17 protein-coding genes and 1 pseudogene are annotated in these 15,202 nt (G+C 72.6%); 8 read left to right on the forward strand and 10 right to left on the reverse strand.

Features of this window, described 5'->3' with window-relative positions; all coding sequences use genetic code 11:
• Window positions 1-119 precede the first annotated feature (119 nt).
• Window positions 120-1,106: pseudogene (locus L3X23_RS24760) on the reverse strand (glycosyltransferase 87 family protein); the annotation flags it as partial.
• Window positions 1,103-1,867, reverse strand: a complete 765-nt coding sequence (locus L3X23_RS24765; protein ID WP_093080569.1) for a deoxyribonuclease IV — start codon at window positions 1,865-1,867, stop codon at window positions 1,103-1,105. The gene L3X23_RS24765 and the pseudogene L3X23_RS24760, both read right to left, overlap by 4 nt.
• 250 nt (window positions 1,868-2,117) lie before the next feature.
• Between L3X23_RS24765 and rpsF the strand changes: the two genes are divergently transcribed.
• From rpsF to L3X23_RS24795, 6 genes are all read left to right on the forward strand, one after another.
• Window positions 2,118-2,435 carry a 30S ribosomal protein S6 gene (gene rpsF, locus L3X23_RS24770; protein WP_093080564.1) on the forward strand — a complete coding sequence of 106 codons (318 nt, stop codon included), beginning with the start codon at window positions 2,118-2,120 and terminating at the stop codon, window positions 2,433-2,435.
• Between the two features lie 38 nt (window positions 2,436-2,473).
• Window positions 2,474-3,007: a single-stranded DNA-binding protein gene (locus L3X23_RS24775; RefSeq protein ID WP_237194893.1), complete on the forward strand. Its 534-nt coding sequence runs from the start codon at window positions 2,474-2,476 to the stop codon at window positions 3,005-3,007.
• Window positions 3,008-3,058: 51 nt separating this feature from the next.
• On the forward strand, window positions 3,059-3,295 hold the full coding sequence (gene rpsR, locus L3X23_RS24780; protein WP_093080558.1) for a 30S ribosomal protein S18: 237 nt from the start codon (window positions 3,059-3,061) through the stop codon (window positions 3,293-3,295).
• Window positions 3,296-3,309: 14 nt separating this feature from the next.
• On the forward strand, window positions 3,310-3,759 hold the full coding sequence (gene rplI / locus L3X23_RS24785) for a 50S ribosomal protein L9 (protein ID WP_093080552.1): 450 nt from the start codon (window positions 3,310-3,312) through the stop codon (window positions 3,757-3,759).
• 649 nt (window positions 3,760-4,408) lie between these two features.
• Window positions 4,409-5,845: a replicative DNA helicase gene (dnaB, locus tag L3X23_RS24790; RefSeq protein WP_237198120.1), complete on the forward strand. Its 1,437-nt coding sequence runs from the start codon at window positions 4,409-4,411 to the stop codon at window positions 5,843-5,845.
• Window positions 5,846-6,070: 225 nt separating this feature from the next.
• Window positions 6,071-6,586, forward strand: a complete 516-nt coding sequence (locus L3X23_RS24795) for a DUF1097 domain-containing protein (RefSeq protein ID WP_237194894.1) — start codon at window positions 6,071-6,073, stop codon at window positions 6,584-6,586.
• Between the two features lie 215 nt (window positions 6,587-6,801).
• On the opposite strand, the gene L3X23_RS24800 is transcribed toward L3X23_RS24795, so the two are convergent.
• Window positions 6,802-7,713: a cation diffusion facilitator family transporter gene (locus L3X23_RS24800; protein WP_237194895.1), complete on the reverse strand. Its 912-nt coding sequence runs from the start codon at window positions 7,711-7,713 to the stop codon at window positions 6,802-6,804.
• A 176-nt stretch (window positions 7,714-7,889) separates the two neighbouring features.
• On the opposite strand from L3X23_RS24800, the gene L3X23_RS24805 reads away from it, so the two are divergent.
• Entirely contained in the window at window positions 7,890-8,198 is a 309-nt protein-coding gene (locus L3X23_RS24805; protein ID WP_093080535.1) for a DUF3040 domain-containing protein, read from the forward strand.
• A gap of 62 nt (window positions 8,199-8,260) precedes the next feature.
• Here L3X23_RS24805 and pcaD read toward each other — a convergent pair whose 3' ends face one another.
• Genes pcaD through L3X23_RS24830 form a run of 5 tightly spaced genes read right to left on the reverse strand, consistent with a single transcriptional unit; the run spans window position 8,261 to window position 11,273 of the window.
• Window positions 8,261-9,031 carry a 3-oxoadipate enol-lactonase gene (gene pcaD, locus L3X23_RS24810; protein ID WP_237194896.1) on the reverse strand — a complete coding sequence of 257 codons (771 nt, stop codon included), beginning with the start codon at window positions 9,029-9,031 and terminating at the stop codon, window positions 8,261-8,263.
• On the reverse strand, window positions 9,028-9,663 hold the full coding sequence (locus tag L3X23_RS24815; protein ID WP_237194901.1) for a CoA-transferase: 636 nt from the start codon (window positions 9,661-9,663) through the stop codon (window positions 9,028-9,030). The genes pcaD and L3X23_RS24815 overlap by 4 nt, the downstream gene beginning before the upstream one ends.
• A complete protein-coding gene (locus L3X23_RS24820) occupies window positions 9,660-10,292 on the reverse strand; it encodes a CoA-transferase (protein WP_237194904.1) in 633 nt (210 codons plus the stop codon). Before L3X23_RS24820 ends, L3X23_RS24815 begins: the two co-directional genes overlap by 4 nt.
• Window positions 10,293-10,325: 33 nt before the next feature.
• Window positions 10,326-10,868, reverse strand: coding sequence for a DUF1707 domain-containing protein (locus L3X23_RS24825; RefSeq protein ID WP_237194906.1), 543 nt, complete (start codon window positions 10,866-10,868; stop codon window positions 10,326-10,328).
• A gap of 60 nt (window positions 10,869-10,928) precedes the next feature.
• Window positions 10,929-11,273: an MmcQ/YjbR family DNA-binding protein gene (locus L3X23_RS24830; RefSeq protein ID WP_093080518.1), complete on the reverse strand. Its 345-nt coding sequence runs from the start codon at window positions 11,271-11,273 to the stop codon at window positions 10,929-10,931.
• A 91-nt stretch (window positions 11,274-11,364) separates the two neighbouring features.
• Between L3X23_RS24830 and L3X23_RS24835 the strand changes: the two genes are divergently transcribed.
• On the forward strand, window positions 11,365-12,270 hold the full coding sequence (locus L3X23_RS24835; RefSeq protein ID WP_237194908.1) for an aldo/keto reductase: 906 nt from the start codon (window positions 11,365-11,367) through the stop codon (window positions 12,268-12,270).
• Here L3X23_RS24835 and L3X23_RS24840 read toward each other — a convergent pair.
• Window positions 12,236-13,720 (reverse strand): SDR family oxidoreductase, encoded by a 1,485-nt coding sequence (locus L3X23_RS24840; RefSeq protein ID WP_237194910.1) that lies wholly within the window; start codon window positions 13,718-13,720, stop codon window positions 12,236-12,238. The genes L3X23_RS24835 and L3X23_RS24840 overlap by 35 nt on opposite strands.
• Before the next feature lie 16 nt (window positions 13,721-13,736).
• A complete protein-coding gene (locus tag L3X23_RS24845; RefSeq protein WP_237194914.1) occupies window positions 13,737-15,023 on the reverse strand; it encodes an AI-2E family transporter in 1,287 nt (428 codons plus the stop codon).
• Window positions 15,024-15,202 lie beyond the last annotated feature (179 nt).

Below are 15,202 nucleotides of genomic sequence, written 5' to 3' on the forward strand. Positions count from 1 at the left end.
AGGAGGTCGGCCGCGAGGTACCCCGCGATCCACCCACAGCGGACGCGCAGCAGCACGAAGAACGGCAGCAGCCAGAGCGTGTACTGCGGGGAGTGCACCTTGTGCAGCAGCAGGAAACCGCAGAGCATCGCCGCGCTGACGCCGATCCAGGGGTACTCGGCGCCGCGGCGGTGGATCCGCCACCCGACGGCGGCGGCCACCGCGAAGCTCACCAGGACCAGCACCGGGGAGAGCACGTCGACGAGAGGGCCGAAGTCCGCCCCGTCCAGCAGCGGGCGCAGGCCCCAGAACCAGATCGAGTTGGTGCTGACGTCGACCGCGCGGTTCTCCTGGAACGTGAAGCTGGCCCGCCAGCCCGCATAGCCCGCGAGCGCGAACGGGAGGTTGACCAGCACCACGGTGCCCAGGCCCACCCCGAGCACCCGCAGCGCGCTGAGCCAGTCCAGGCCCCTGCCCCGCACGGCGCCGTCCGGCCCGCGGGACAGGACGTAGAGCGCGAGCGGGAGGAGGAACGCGCCGGGGTAGAGCTTCAACGCGCAGCCCAGGCCCAGCAGGAGCGCGGCGAGCGTGGAGTCGCGGCGCGTGTGCATCACCAGCACCGCCGCCACGGCGGCGGCGACCGCGGGCAGGTCCCAGTTGTGGAAGGCGTAGAGCACCAGCGGCGGGCCGAGGGCCCAGAGCAGCGCCCGCCACCGCGCGAGCCTGCCCAGCATCCAGCCCGTGAGCAGGCCGAACGGGGCGAGCAACAGCGCGGACCCGAGCAGGAAACCGGCGTCGGTGTGGGCGCCGAGCGCTCCGAGCCAGATCAGCACGCCGCTGAGCACCGGGTACTCGACCGCTCCCCCGGTGAGCCGCCCGTCCTCGGTGATCCCGCCCTCGACGTAGGGGAACACGTGGGTGTCGATGGACCGCCCGATCCACAGGTACTGGATGTCGGAGTAGCAGACGTCCCGGTTCTGGCGGGTGCCGAAGTCCAGCGTGCGGCCCGACGCGTCGAACTCCGGACCCGCGCAGCGGGCCTTGTTCGCGTAGCCGAGCAGCAGGGTCAGCCCGGTGAGCAGCACGACCAGGACCAGCCCGGCCGTGCCGAACCGGGCCGGTCTCACGCCTTCGCGCGCAGGTAGGCGATGTCCGCCGCCTGCCCCTCCGCCGGGGTCTCCACCACGACCGGGGCCTGTGCCGCGGCGACGACGGCGGCGAGCACCTCGGGCTCGATCGTGCCGTCCGCGACGTTCGCGTGGCGGTCCCGCGCGGAGTCGAACTCGTCCCGCGAGTTGTTCAGGTGCACCAGGTCGATGCGGCCGGTGATCGCCTTGGCCCGCTCCACGACGCCCACCAGCTCCTCGCCCGCGGCGAACGCGTGGCAGGTGTCGAGGCAGAAGCCCACGCCGAACTCGCCCACCGCGTCCCACAGACGGGCCAGCGCATCGAACTTCCGGGCCATCGCGTTGTCCCCGCCCGCGGTGTTCTCGATGAACACCGGCACCGCGAAGCCGCCCTCGGCGTGCTGGCGCTCCACGAACTTGCGCCAGTTGTCGACACCGACGGCCGGGTCCTCGTCCTTCGTGACGTGCCCGCCGTGGACCACCAGCCCGATCGCCCCGACCTCCTTGGCCCCCTCGGCGTGCTGGGTGACCAGCTTGCGGCTGGGGATCCGGATCCGGTTGTTCGGGCTCGCGACGTTCACGACGTACGGCGAGTGGACGACCGTCACCACGTCCGACGCCGCGAGCTCGGCGGCCTTCGGGTGCGGCTGCGGCTTCTTCCACCCCTGGGGGTCGGCGAGGAAGAACTGGACGACCTCCGCGCCGCGCTCGGCCGCCGCGGCCAGCGGATCGTCGTCCCGGACGTGGGCACCGATGAGCATGGCCCGAGCGTAGAGGGGACCCCCGACAGGTCTCGTGTCCGGCGCCGTCCCGCCGAGTTGTCCACAGGGCACCGGGGCGGCGGCGGACCGGGGGAAACGCGCTGGTAATCTCGCCTGCAACCGCTCCGGCCGGTGCCCACCCGGGCGCCGTGCGACGAGCCCGAGGGCCCGATTCTGTCGGGGCGGGGTGAGAACCTCCTGCCGCGGAAGCGCCGCGGCCGTTCCAGTCCACAGGAGGTGAGTGGTTCTCATGCGTCATTACGAGATCATGGTGATTCTCGACCCGAGCCTGGACGAGCGCACGGTGCAGCCGTCGCTCGAGCAGTTCCTGACCGTCGTGAAGTCCGACGGCGGTTCGGTGGAGAAGATCGAGGTCTGGGGCAAGCGTCGGCTGGCCTTCGAGATCAACAAGAACGCCGAGGGCATCTACGCGGTGCTCGAGGTCACGGCCGAGCCCGCCACCGTCGCGGAGCTCGACCGTCAGCTGGGTCTGAACGAGTCGGTCCTGCGCACGAAGGTGCTGCGCCGGGACCCCAAGCGCACGCCCGCCCCCGCAGCGGCGAGCTGACACCCCGTCCCGCACGCAGCCACACCTGAGGAGGCCGCATGGCCGGCGAGACTGTGATCACCGTGATCGGCAACCTCACCGCCGATCCGGAGCTTCGGTTCACCCCGTCCGGGGCGGCCGTCGCCAACTTCACGGTGGCGTCCACGCCCCGCACCTTCGACCGCCAGTCCGGCGAGTGGAAGGACGGCGAGGCGTTGTTCCTGCGCTGCAACATCTGGCGCCAGGCCGCGGAGAACGTCGCCGAGACGCTCACCCGCGGCGCGCGCGTGATCGTGCAGGGCAGGCTGCGGCAGCGGAGCTTCGAGACCCGCGAGGGCGAGAAGCGCACCGTCATCGAGATGGAGGTCGACGAGGTCGGCCCCTCCCTGCGGTACGCCACGGCCAAGGTCAACAAGGTCAGCCGCTCCGGCGGTTCGGACTTCGGTGGCGGCGGCTTCGGTGGTGGTGGCGGCGGGAACTCCGGTGGCGGCGGCAACGGCGGCGGCCAGCGCGGCGGCGGCTACGACGACCCCTGGGGCTCGGCCCCGCCCGCGGGCAGCGGCCCGGCGGCGGACGACGAGCCCCCGTTCTGATCTTTTCCACCCTCCGCGCGTGAGCGCGGTGCACATCCAGGAGCATCAGCAATGCCCAAGCAAGTTCTGCGCAAGCCCAAGAAGAAGGTCTGCGCATTCTGCAAGGACAAGGCCCAGGACATCGACTACAAGGACACGGGCCTCCTCCGCAAGTTCATCTCCGACCGCGGCAAGATCCGCGCGCGTCGGGTCACCGGCAACTGCCGGCAGCACCAGCGTGACGTCGCGGTGGCCGTGAAGAACAGCCGCGAGGTCGCCCTGCTGCCGTACACCTCGACCGCGCGCTGAGGAAGGGGATCGACATGAAGCTCATCCTCACCACGGACGTGCAGAACCTGGGTGCGCCCGGGGACATCGTCGAGGTCAAGGACGGCTACGGCCGCAACTACCTGCTGCCCCGCAACTACGCGATCGTCGCCACCCGTGGCGCCGAGAAGCAGGTCGAGCAGATCCGTCGGGCCCAGAAGGCCCGCCAGATCCGCGACCTCGGGCACGCCAAGGAGGTCGCGAACCAGATCGGGCAGCTGTCCGTCACCGTGACCGCCAAGGCCGCGGGCGACTCCGGCCGCCTGTTCGGGTCGGTCACCCCGGCGCAGGTCGTCGAGGCCGTGAAGAAGGCGGGCGGCCCGGCTCTGGACCGCCACGCCATCGAGATCCCGGAGCAGATCAAGAGCGTCGGCACCCACCCGGTGTCGGTGCGCCTGCACCCGGAGGTCACCGCGCAGGTTCAGGTCGCGGTCGTCGCGAGCTGACGCGCAGTCACGTTGCGTCACGAGGGCGGGTTCCCGGTCGAGAGGCCGAGAACCCGCCCTCGTGGCGTTCCGGGCCCCTCGGCACCGTCGGTGGCGATCATGCCGAGCGGCGCTCCCGCACACCGTCGGCGAGCGGATGCACACCGACCGTTGATCGCGTGGGAACGACACGCGGAGGTTACGCCGGCGTCGGTCAGTGACCTCTCCGGAGCGCCCGGAGGACGGTGGGTGACAGGCCGCGACACGCCGGACCGAGGACGCGCCGGGCATCTACCCACAAAAGTTGTCCACACCGCCATCAGGGCATCTGACGTGGTGAAAGGCCCTATGACCAGGGGTTGTCCCCATACTGTCCACAGGACTGTGCGGAGGGCCGCCTGGCCGGGCCCGAATCCGTCCCCACGGGGTCCCCAGGTCTGTCCACAGCGCGGTTTGGGTCTGCGGGCCCGCCCCCGTAGCGTCGGCCCCCGGGTCGCGCGGGCGAGTGCGCGCAGCCCGGCCGACCGTTCGTCGCAGCCTCTCGGAGGCGCCCCGGACGGGTGGCGGACGGGAAGGGGACGTGCCCACTGCGCCCGACGAGAGGTCGGGTGCGGATCGAACCGATGTTCGATATCATGGGCGCGGACGGTGACTGGGGGTGACGTCGGGTATGGCGGTGACGGACGACCGTCCCAATCGGCCGCGTGCGGTCCGCGAGGGGGACGGCCGGGGCGGCGACCAGTACTCGGGTTCCTACGGCGGCGGTGACGCGGCGCCGAGCCCGTTCGACCGCCAGCCCCCGCAGGACCTCACGGCGGAGCAGTCGGTGCTGGGCGGCATGCTGCTGAGCAAGGACGCGATCGCGGACGTGGTGGAGGTGCTGCGGCCGGACGACTTCTACCGGCCCGCCCACCAGACGGTCTACGACTGCATCCTGGACCTGTACGGGCGCGGTGAGCCCGCGGACGCGGTCACGGTGTCCGCGGAGCTGCAGCGCCGCGGTGAGCTGATCCGCCTCGGTGGGGCGCCGTACCTGCACACGCTGATCGCCACGGTGCCCACGGCGGCGAACGCGGCGTACTACGCCGAGATCGTGGCGGAGAAGGCCACGTTGCGCCGGTTGGTCGAGGCGGGCACCCGGATCGTGCAGCTGGGCTACCACGGCGCGGAGGGGGCCGAGGTCGAGGAGGTCGTCGACCGGGCCCAGGCCGCGATCTACGAGGTCACCGAGCGCTCCACCAGCGAGGACTACATCCCCCTCGAGGAGCTGCTGCAGCCCACGATGGACGAGATCGACGCGATCCAGTCCCGGGGCGGGGTGTCGCACGGGGTGCCCACGGGTTTCGTGGACCTCGACGCGGCCACCAACGGGCTGCACCCCGGTCAGATGGTGGTGGTCGCGGCCCGTCCGGGTCTGGGCAAGTCCACGCTCGGGTTGGACTTCGCGCGGTCGTGCTCGATCAAGCACGGCATGACCAGCGCGGTGTTCTCGCTGGAGATGAGCAAGACCGAGATCGTCATGCGGCTGCTGTCGGCGGAGGCGCAGATCAAGCTCGCGGACATGCGCGCGGGCCGGATGCGGGACGACGACTGGACGCGGATGGCGCGGCGGATGTCGGAGATCTCCGAGGCGCCGCTGTTCATCGACGACTCGCCGAACCTCACGCTGATGGAGATCCGGGCCAAGGCGCGGCGGCTCAAGCAGCGCAACAGCCTCAACCTGATCATCCTGGACTACCTGCAGCTGATGACCTCGGGCCGCAAGGTCGAGTCGCGTCAGCAGGAGGTCTCGGAGTTCTCCCGGCAGATCAAGCTGCTGGCCAAGGAGCTCGAGGTGCCGGTCGTGGCCATCTCGCAGCTCAACCGTGGCCCCGAGCAGCGCACGGACAAGCGGCCGATGATCTCCGACCTGCGTGAGTCCGGCTCCATCGAGCAGGACGCGGACATGGTGATCCTGCTGCACCGGCCGGACGCGTTCGAGCGGGACGACCCGCGCGCGGGCGAGGCCGACCTGATCCTGGCCAAGAACCGCAACGGGCCCACGGCCAACATCGTCGTGGCGCACCAGCTCCACTACAGCCGCTTCGCCGACCTCGCCCACGGGTGATGACCGGCGTGTGAAATCTGGGCTACGGCTTGGTGCGGCGGGTACGCCCCGAACGGGGTTTTCGATTGCCGAATGGTTTCCAGCGGAAAACATGGGGTCACGCGTCCGCTGAACGCATTGCCGTACCGGGCCTTCAGGATCACTCTTCACTCGTCCGATCGGACCGTCAGCCACCTGCCGGTGGTGTGTCGTCGTGCTCGTCGAGCTGTACGAGGAGATCGAGAGATGAAGCTGCCCGTCGCCCTCGCGTTGGTGATCGGTGTGATCGGTGCGGTCATCACGTACCTGTACGTGGGACCGCTGGGAGGGCTGGGACTCATGGTCCCGGCGACGTTCGTGGGAGCGGCGAGCTACTTCGCCGCAGGTGGGGACCGGGCCGCCCTGGCCAAGTCGGTCCCGGCCAACGTCTGGGGGATCGTCTGCGGCACGGTGACCCTCGTCCTGATCGGTCTGGCCACGAGCCCGATCGTGATCGGGCTGATCGTGGGCGGGTTGACCGCCGTGTTCATCCTGGGTGCACTCGTGCCCGCGCTCGGGTTCGTGCCCGGATCGGTGTTCGGGTACGCGACCACCGTGATGTTCGGTCTGCTGACCGGCGCCTCCGGCACCGACTTCACGCTGCCCACCGGCCCGTTCACGGTGATGCTGGTGTCGTTCCTGGTCGGTGCGGCCTTCGGCTACGTCAGCAGCGTGCTGGCGGGCAAGCTGGTCGCCAAGCCCGAGGCCGTCCCCGCCGCGTGAGCTGAGGTGACGGTGGGCCATCCGACCCGTCGGACCGGACGGCGCCACCGGGCCACCACCTCGACCGTCATCGCGTCGTCGGCATCCCTGCTTGCCGGCCGGAGCCGGCGACGCACCGGACCGCGGCGATCAGCCGAACCCAGGTTGGTCGCCGCGGTCGACCCCTGTCAATCCGACCCGCCCGATGCGGATCGCGCGGACCCGCACGCCTCGGGTCAGTCGCAGGTGTGCTCGTGACCCACGTGGGCGTGCGGCTCGAGCTGCAGGGTGCTGTGGGTGAGGCCGAACCGCTCCTTCAGGGCCTCGGTCGCCCGGTCCAGTACGCCCGCGCCGCAGCCGGACTCCGCCTCGTCCGCCACCACGAGATGGGCCGAGAGCGAGGGGGTGCGGTCGTTGATGGCCCACACGTGCAGGTCGTGGACCGCCTCCACCCCGGGCACCGCGAGCAGCGCCGTGCGCACCTCGTCCACCTCGATGCCGGCGGGGGCGCCCTCGAGCAGCACGTGCCACACCTCGCGCAGCAGGGCGATCGCCCGGGGCAGGATCAGCGCCGCGATCAGCATCGAGGCGAGGGTGTCCGCGTAGGGCCAGCCGGTGGTGAGCAGCACCACCGCCGCGAGCATCACGCCGACCGAACCCAGCGCGTCCCCCAGGACGTGCAGCATGGCGCCGCGCATGTTCATGTTCGCGCGGTCACCGCCTGCCAGCACGACCAGCGACACCACGTTCCCCACCAGCCCCAGCGCGCCGATCACGAGCAGCGGCAGCCCCGGGATCTCGGCGGGTTCGAACAGCCGGTTGACGCCCTCGTAGGCCACCCACGCCACGACGGCGACCAGCAGCGCCGCGTTGATCCCGGCGACGAGCACCTCGACCCGGCCGAGCCCGAAGGTGCGCCGGTCCGTGGCCGGGCGGGTGGACAGGGCCGCCGCGATCACGGCGCCGACCAGCGCGCCGGCGTCCGTCAGCAGGTGGCCGAGGTCGGCGAGCAGGGCGAGCGATCCCGTGAGGAGGGCCCCGGCGGCGCCGAGCACCGCGCACGCGACCGTGACGACCAGCGCGATCACCAGTCGCCTGCGGTCGCTCGCCACCGAGTGGCCGTGCCCGTGTCCGTGCCCCGAACCCATGCGCGAACGGTACCTATGCAGAGTCGTGCATGTAAAGGATAGGGGGACCTCACTCTGAGAGCGGGTGGTCACATCACGACCGAGGTCACGATCCGGTCACGTATTCTGCCCGGAAGGTTTCCCGGGTCGACGGCGAGCGGGTGGCCCTCCTCCGATCCCGAAGGGTGCCTCCACACATGCTGAGCGACCGCGAGCGCAGTCAGTTCGCCTTGATCGAGCAAGGCCTCGTCGCGGGCGACCCGCTGTTCGTGGCCCGCTGCAGCGCCCTGGGCCGCAAGGTCCGCCGGATCGCCCCCGTGCGCGGCGCGCGCACCATGCAGGCCGCCGGGATGATCCCCACGCTCCTGCTCGTGGGCGGGCTGCTGCTCCTGGTCCTCGGTGGCGCGAGCGCGGCGGTGCCGATCGTCGTCGCGGGAATCCTCATGGCCATGGCCGCCCTCGGCCTGGCGCTCACCAGCCCGCAGCGGCGCGCCCGCCCGTCCTGAGCTGCGGCTGCGCCGCCCGTGCGTGGGAAGTGGTGCTGGAGCACCACTTCCCACGCACGACCTCAGGTGAGGTGGTCCAGGAGGAGGCGGTTGGCCTCCGCCGCGCTCTGCCAGGTGGCGACGTGTCCGCCGGGGATCACCTCGAACCGGGCGCCCGGGATGGACTCGGCCAGCGTGCGCGAGTGCGGCACGATCGGCGTCGCGAGATCGTCCGCACCCCCGATGACCAGCGTCGGCGGGGTCACGGCCTGCAGCCGGTCGCGGTGGTCCCAGTCGACGATCGCCGCACAGCTGGCGGCGTACCCGGCGTCCGACGTCCCGGCGATCCACCCCGCCGCCCGGGTCAGGACCGCGGGGTGCTCGGCGGCCCAGTCCGGGGTGAACCAGCGCTCGGCCACCGCCTCCGCGATCGCGCCGGTGCCCTTCTGACCGACCGTCTCGATGCGCTGCCGCCACGGCCCCTTGTCCTCGAAGTACGAGGTGGTGCAGCACAGCGCCAGGCGCGACACGCGGTCGCCGTGCTCGGAGCCCAGGTACATCCCGATCATCGCCCCGAGCGAGAGCCCGCACCAGGCGAAGCGGTCCACACCCAGGTCGTCGAGGGTGGCGAGGGCGGACTCGGCGAGCCCGGCGATCGAGTAGGGGCCGTCCGGGACCGGCGACCCGCCGTGCCCGAGGTTGTCCAGCCGGATGACGCGGAAGTGCTCGGCCAGGGCCGGGACGTTCGGCTCCCACATCTCCAGGGTGCTCCCCAGCGACCCCAGCAGGACGAGGGTCGGCGCGGCCGCGTCGCTCTCGGGTCCGTCGATGCGGTGGTGCAGCAGAGCGGTCATGCGGCCGATGATGTCAAAGCCGCCTGCTCGGCCTCGCTCGGCGGGGCCGTCTCGACGAGGTCCGCGGAGACCTCGAGCGGCCACCCGGTCTCGGCGCGCACCTGCTCGACGGTGACCCCCGGGTGCACGTCGGTCAGGACGAGCTCGGCCGTGGCCGGGTCGGGCCGCAGCACCCCCAGGTCCGTGACGACGGCGATCGGCCCCGTCCCGGGCAGTCCCACGAGGGCGCGGTCCAGCGGCCCGGACAGCCCACCCGGCGCGGTCACGAAGTCGACCCGCTCCACGAAGGCCGCCAGCCGGTGCGCCAGCAGCACGATCGTCGGCAGCGCGGCGGTGACGTCCGGCAGCAGGCCCGGCCCGGCGAACCGCGCGGTGGGCTCGTCGTAGTCCCCGAGCACGGTGGTGTTGAGGTTGCCGAACGCGTCGATCTGCGCGGCCGTGACCAGGCCGACCTGGGCGCGGCGCAGGCTGTAGCGGGGCAGCGACCCGTCGAGCACAACCAGGCCCGGGGCGTGGGTCGCGGCGGCGAGACGGGCCGCGGCGGTCGGGTCGCCGGGCTCGGCCACGCACACCTGCCCGGCCTGAAGCAGCCGGGCGGCGGCCACCAGCCCCGCGGATCCGAGCGCGCTCATGCCCGCGCCTGCGCCAGCCACGCGGTGAACCGCGTCCGGTCGGCGAGGAGCTCGGCCCAGCCGTCCTCGTCCGGTTCGGCGCGCACCACCTCGGCGAACCAGGGCGCCTCCCCGCCGTCCTCGTCCACCACGACGAGCGCGCGGCGGGCTGCGTACAGCGGCGGGAGCCGATCCGGCGAGATCCGGTCCGCCCGCGGCGCGTGCACGATCGCGACGTCCGGGGTGAGCGCGGGCACCGCCGCGAGCTGCTCTCCGGTGAAGGGGCAGCGCACCGTGGCGACGCGGGTGACCGCGGCCAGGTCCGTCCCCGTGTACCCGCGCAGCAGACCGCAGGGCAGGCCCGCGGCCCCGGCGTCGTACGCGGCGGCCATGCCCGTGGCGGTGTGCTCCTCGAGCGCCAGCCCCGAGCGCAGTGCCGCCTGGATGCGCGGCCCCGCGACCGCGCTGGTGACCAGCCGGTCCACGCATCCGGCGCCGACGAGGAGGTCCCCCGACACCCCGGGCGCGGTGGACACCAGGGTCAGCCCGCGGCGGCGAAGCAGGGCCCGCGCGACCGCGACGGGAACCCCCTCCCACGCGACGGTCGAACCGTCCGGAACCAGCGCGTCGACCGCCTCGGCCAGTGCCACGCGCCCACGCTAACCGTTCGGCGGCGGGCAGGCCTAGTGGCGCACGCGGACGTTCCCCACTCGCGTCCGGCCGACGACGACCAGGTGTGGGTTGCCGCGCTCCAGGCTCGGGCCGATCTTGTCCTTGACCTCCCCGAACCCGGTGCGCGCGTCCTCCAGGTCGACCGTGGTGCCCTTCGGCACCCGCAGCTCGAGGTTGCCGAAGGTCAGGTCGAACTCGAGCGCGACGACCGGGACGGAGAAGCGGGCCGCCCGGAAGTCCAGCGAGGCGTTGCCGAACCGGGAGCGCACCACGATCCGCGCGGGCACGAGCCACTCGCCCTTGCGGGTGAGGTCCCCGCCGGTGGTGACCAGCTCCAGCAGCTCGCGCCTGCGCGCGACCTCCGCGCCTGGGAGGTCCATCAGCAGCCGGTTCAGGTCGGCCCGCGTGACGGCCTCGGTGGCGGCGGCGCTGCGCTCCCCGTACTCGTCGACGGTCAACCGGCCCTCGGCGAAGTGTTCGCTGAGCAGCCGGGCGACGTGCTCGCGCTCGGCGTGTGACACCCGCAGGTCCTGTGCTCGGAGTTCGTCCCCCATGGCCGGTGACGCTAGTCCGGGCCGGGCCCCGCGGGATCCGGGAGAAACCCCGGGAGGACCTCAGGGTCGCTGCTCGCCCCGCATCCGCCACGCGTCCTCCACGAGCTCCGCGAGCCGCGCCGGGCTCACCCGCTCCAGCCGCACCATCACGAAGGGCAGCCCGTCGTAGGTGGGTGTGGTGAAGAACAGGTCCGGCTCGCCGAGCAGCAGCGCCTGCTTCTCCGCCTCGTCGCCGACGTAGAGCACCGCGACGTCCGTGCGGATCACCCGCTTCCCGCCGACGCGGTCCGGGTACGACCAGACGAAGCCCTTGCCGTCGACCCGGAAGTCGAACCCGTCGCTGTCGATCTCCACGACGCCCGCCAGGGACAGGGCGAGGCGCCGGACGTCTTCGGCGTCCGCCACACCGTCAGCCTAGGACGCCGTCGGCCCGGAACAGGGAGGCACTGGTCACGATCGGCGGCCGTCCCGGCACCGACGGTGTCACCCTGGGCCGATGACCAGCGCCATCACGCACTCCGGGCCCGCCGCTGACGCCGACGCGCGCCCCATCGCGTCGGCGGGCACCTTCCGGATCGGCGAGGGACCGCAGGTCCGTCGGCTCGGGTTCGGCGCCATGCGGATCACCGGCCCCGGCGTGTGGGGTCCGCCCGCCGACCCCAAGGCGGCGATCGACGTCCTGCGTCGGGCCGTCGACCTCGGGGTGAACCTGATCGACACGGCGGACTCCTACGGCCCGGAGACCTCCGAGGACCTGATCCGCGAGGCCCTGCACCCGTACGAGGGGCTGACGATCGCGACCAAGGCGGGGCAGCTCCGGCCCGGCCCCGGCCGCTGGGTGCCCTGCGGGCGTCCGGACTACCTGCGCCAGCAGTGCGAGCTGTCCCTGCGCCGCCTCGGCGTGGAGCGGATCGACCTGTTCCAGCTGCACCGCGTCGACCCGCTGGTGCCCGCGGACGAGCAGTTCGGCGTGCTGGCCGAGCTGCAGTCCGAGGGCAAGATCGGTGAGGTCGGGCTGTCCGAGGTCTCCGTCGAGGTGATCGAGCAGGCCCGGCGCACGGTGCCGGTCGCCACGGTGCAGAACCGCTACAACCTCGTCGACCGCAGCTCGGACGACGTGCTGCGCTACTGCACCGAGAACGGTCTCGGGTTCATGCCCTGGCACCCGGTCGCGGCGGGTGGGCTGGCCGAGCCCGGCGGCGCCGTCGCCGAGATCGCCTGGGCGCACGGGGTCACGGCGCCGCAGGTCGCGCTCGCGTGGCTGCTGCAGCGCTCCTCGGTGATGCTGCCGATCCCCGGCACGTCCGACCTCGGGCACCTCGAGGACAACTGCGCCGCCGCCGAGCTGCAGCTCTCGCTCGACGAGGTCAACCGGCTCGACGAAGGCGTGTCGGCGCTGTAGGGGTGGCCTCGGCGGCCCCGGTGATGTTGCGGACCATCCCGCCGAACACGATGCCGTGGAAGGGCGCGACCGACCACCAGTAGAGGTGGCCGGTCAGCCCGCGCGGCACGAACACGGCGCGCTGGGTGTAGCGCGAGCCCCGCGGGTCCGGCGCCACCCCCATCTCCAGCCAGGCGAGCCCCGGCACCTTCATCTCGGCCCGCAGCCGCAGCAGGGTGCCGGGTTCGATCTCCTCGACCCGCCACCAGTCCAGCGCGTCCCCGACGTGCAGGCGGTCCGGGTCGCGGCGCCCGCGGGTGAGCCCGACCCCGCCCGCGAGCCGGTCCAGCCAGCCGCGCACCGACCAGGCCAGCGGGAACGAGTACCAGCCGCGCTCGCCGCCGATGCCGGTGACGACCCGCCACAGGGCCTCGGGCGACGCCGCGGACACCTCCTCGCGGTCGTCGGTGTAGACGGTCCCTCCCGCCCAGGCCGGATCGCTCGGCAGCGGATCGGACGGTGCCCCCGACACGGCCGCGTTCGACCAGTGCGTCTCCACCTCGCCCTCGCCGATCCGCGCGAGGGCGAGCCGCACGGCCTCCTCGTAGCCGAGGCGGCCCTCGGCGGGCACGTACCGGTCGATGTCCGACTCCCGGCACACGACCTCGTGCACCAGCGACTCGATCAGCGGCGCCGCGATGCCCTTCGGCACGGGCGTGACGATGTTGACCCAGTGCGCGGAGAGCCGGGGGGTGAGCACCGGCGCGCTGAGGATCCGGCGCCGGGGCAGGCCGGCCACGGCGGCGTAGCGCTGCATCATGTCGAGGTAGGTGAGGACGTCCGGGCCGCCGATGTCGAAGGTCCGGTTCACCTCGGGCGGCAGGTCGGCCGCGGCGATCAGGTAGCGCAGCACGTCCCGCACCGCGATGGGCTGGATGCGGTTGTGCACCCAGCTCGGGGTGAGCATCACCGGCAACCGCTCGGTCAGGTAGCGCAGCATCTCGAAGCTGGCCGACCCCGAACCGAGGATGACGGCGGCCTGCAGCGCCGCCGTCGGGACGCCGGAGCGGAGCAGGATCTCCCCCACCTCGGCCCGGGACTGCAGGTGCTCGGACAGCGGCCCGTCCGGGTGCAGGCCCCCGAGGTAGACGATCCGCCGCACACCCGCCTCGCGGGCCGCCTGACCGAGGATCAGGGCCACCTTGCGGTCGGTCGCCGCGAACCCGTGCTCGGACAGCGAGTGCACGAGGAAGTAGACGACGTCCACGCCCTCGCACGCGGCCCGCACGGCGTCCGGGTCGAGCAGGTCGCCCTGGACGATCTCGGCGTTCGCGGCCCACGGGACGTCCCGCAGCTTTCCCGGGTCGCGGACCAGGCAGCGCACGGAGGTGTCCGCGCCGCCCTGGGCGAGGAGGCGGGGCGCCAGCCTGCCGCCGATGTAGCCGGTGGCGCCGGTCACGAGGTATCGCACGGCACCGATCGTCGTCTCAGCGGCGGTCGGCTGCCAGTCGACGGAAGAGCCGGGTCCACCAGCTCGGGACCCGGATGCGCTGGGCCACGTCGGGATTGCCCTCGTGCGGGTCCACCGGATTGACGGCGTAGGCGGGTGGCTCGTCGGTGCGCACCCAGGACCGCACGGCCGCGCTGACGACGGCGAGCAGGGGCACGGCCAGCAGGGCGCCGGGGATGCCGGCGATCACCACGCCCGCCGCGACGGCCAGCACCACGGCCAGCGGGTGCAGCTTGACCGCGCGGCCGAGCAGCAGCGGCTGCAGCACGTGTCCCTCCAGCTGCTGCACCCCGATCACCACGGCCAGGATGATCACCGCGGGGATCAGCCCGTTGGCCACCAGCGCGATCAGCACCGCGACGACCCCCGACACCACCGCGCCGACGGTCGGGATGAAGGCGCCCAGGAACACCAGCGCGGCCAGCGGCACCACGAGCGGCACCCCGACGGCCCACAGCCCGATGCCGATGCCGATCGCGTCGACGAAGGCCACCAGGATCGTGGCGCGGGTGTAGCCGACGAGCGTGGCGAAGGCCCGCCGCCCGGCCACGTCGATCTTGTCCCGCCGGTGCCGCGGGGTGGCCTTGAGCAGGAAACCCCAGATCCGCGCGCCGTCGTACAACACGAAGATCAGCGTGAAGATCGCCAACGCGATGCCCGCGCCCAGCTCGGTGATGGTCGCCGCGGTGGTGAGCACGCCGGTGGTCAGCGTCTCCTGGCCGCTGGTGATCGCCTGCCCGATCTGGCCGGGCAGGTTGCGCAGCTGCTCGGAGCTGAGGTTGAACGGCGCGCCCGCCAGGAACTCCTGGACGGCCTGCAGGCTGGCCGTGAGCTGGCGTTGCAGGTCGGGGAAGCCGCCGATGAACGTGTTGACGACGAACGACAGCAGGCCGCCGATCACCGCCAGCCCGCCGAGCATGGTGAGCGCCACCGCGACCCCGCGGGGCACGCGGTTGCGGGTCAGCAGCTGGACGAGCGGGGCCAGCAACGCCGACAGCAGCACCGCGATCGCCACGGGCACCACGACGATGCGCAGCTGGATGACCAGGAAGATCAGCAGGCCGAAGGCGGCGGCGATCACCAGCGAGCGGGCGCAGATCTCGGAGATCACCCGCAGCGGGGTGGGGATCGCCGCGGCCGCGCGCTCCTCCCGGTCCTCCGCGCGCGGGGCGGGCTCGGCCCCCGGGGACGCGTGGTGGGGGCCCCGCGCGGGCACCGCCGGGGGCGTGCGGTCGGGCGGCAGCGGACCGGGATCGTCGCTCACCCGCGCACGGTAGCCCCCGTGGGCCCGTCCGGCCCGCCGGTGCGCTCGTGACGTCGGCGGGCCGGGCTGCACTGCTCCGTTGCGGTGAGCGGGCCGCGCGGACGCCACCGAGGTGGAGCAGTGATGTCACGCAGAGTCGAATTACACCCGTGTAGTTGACCTCCACCTGTGGGCCATGT

It is taken from the genome of Pseudonocardia sp. WMMC193, assembly GCF_021728735.1.
Lineage (GTDB): Bacteria > Actinomycetota > Actinomycetes > Mycobacteriales > Pseudonocardiaceae > Pseudonocardia > Pseudonocardia oroxyli.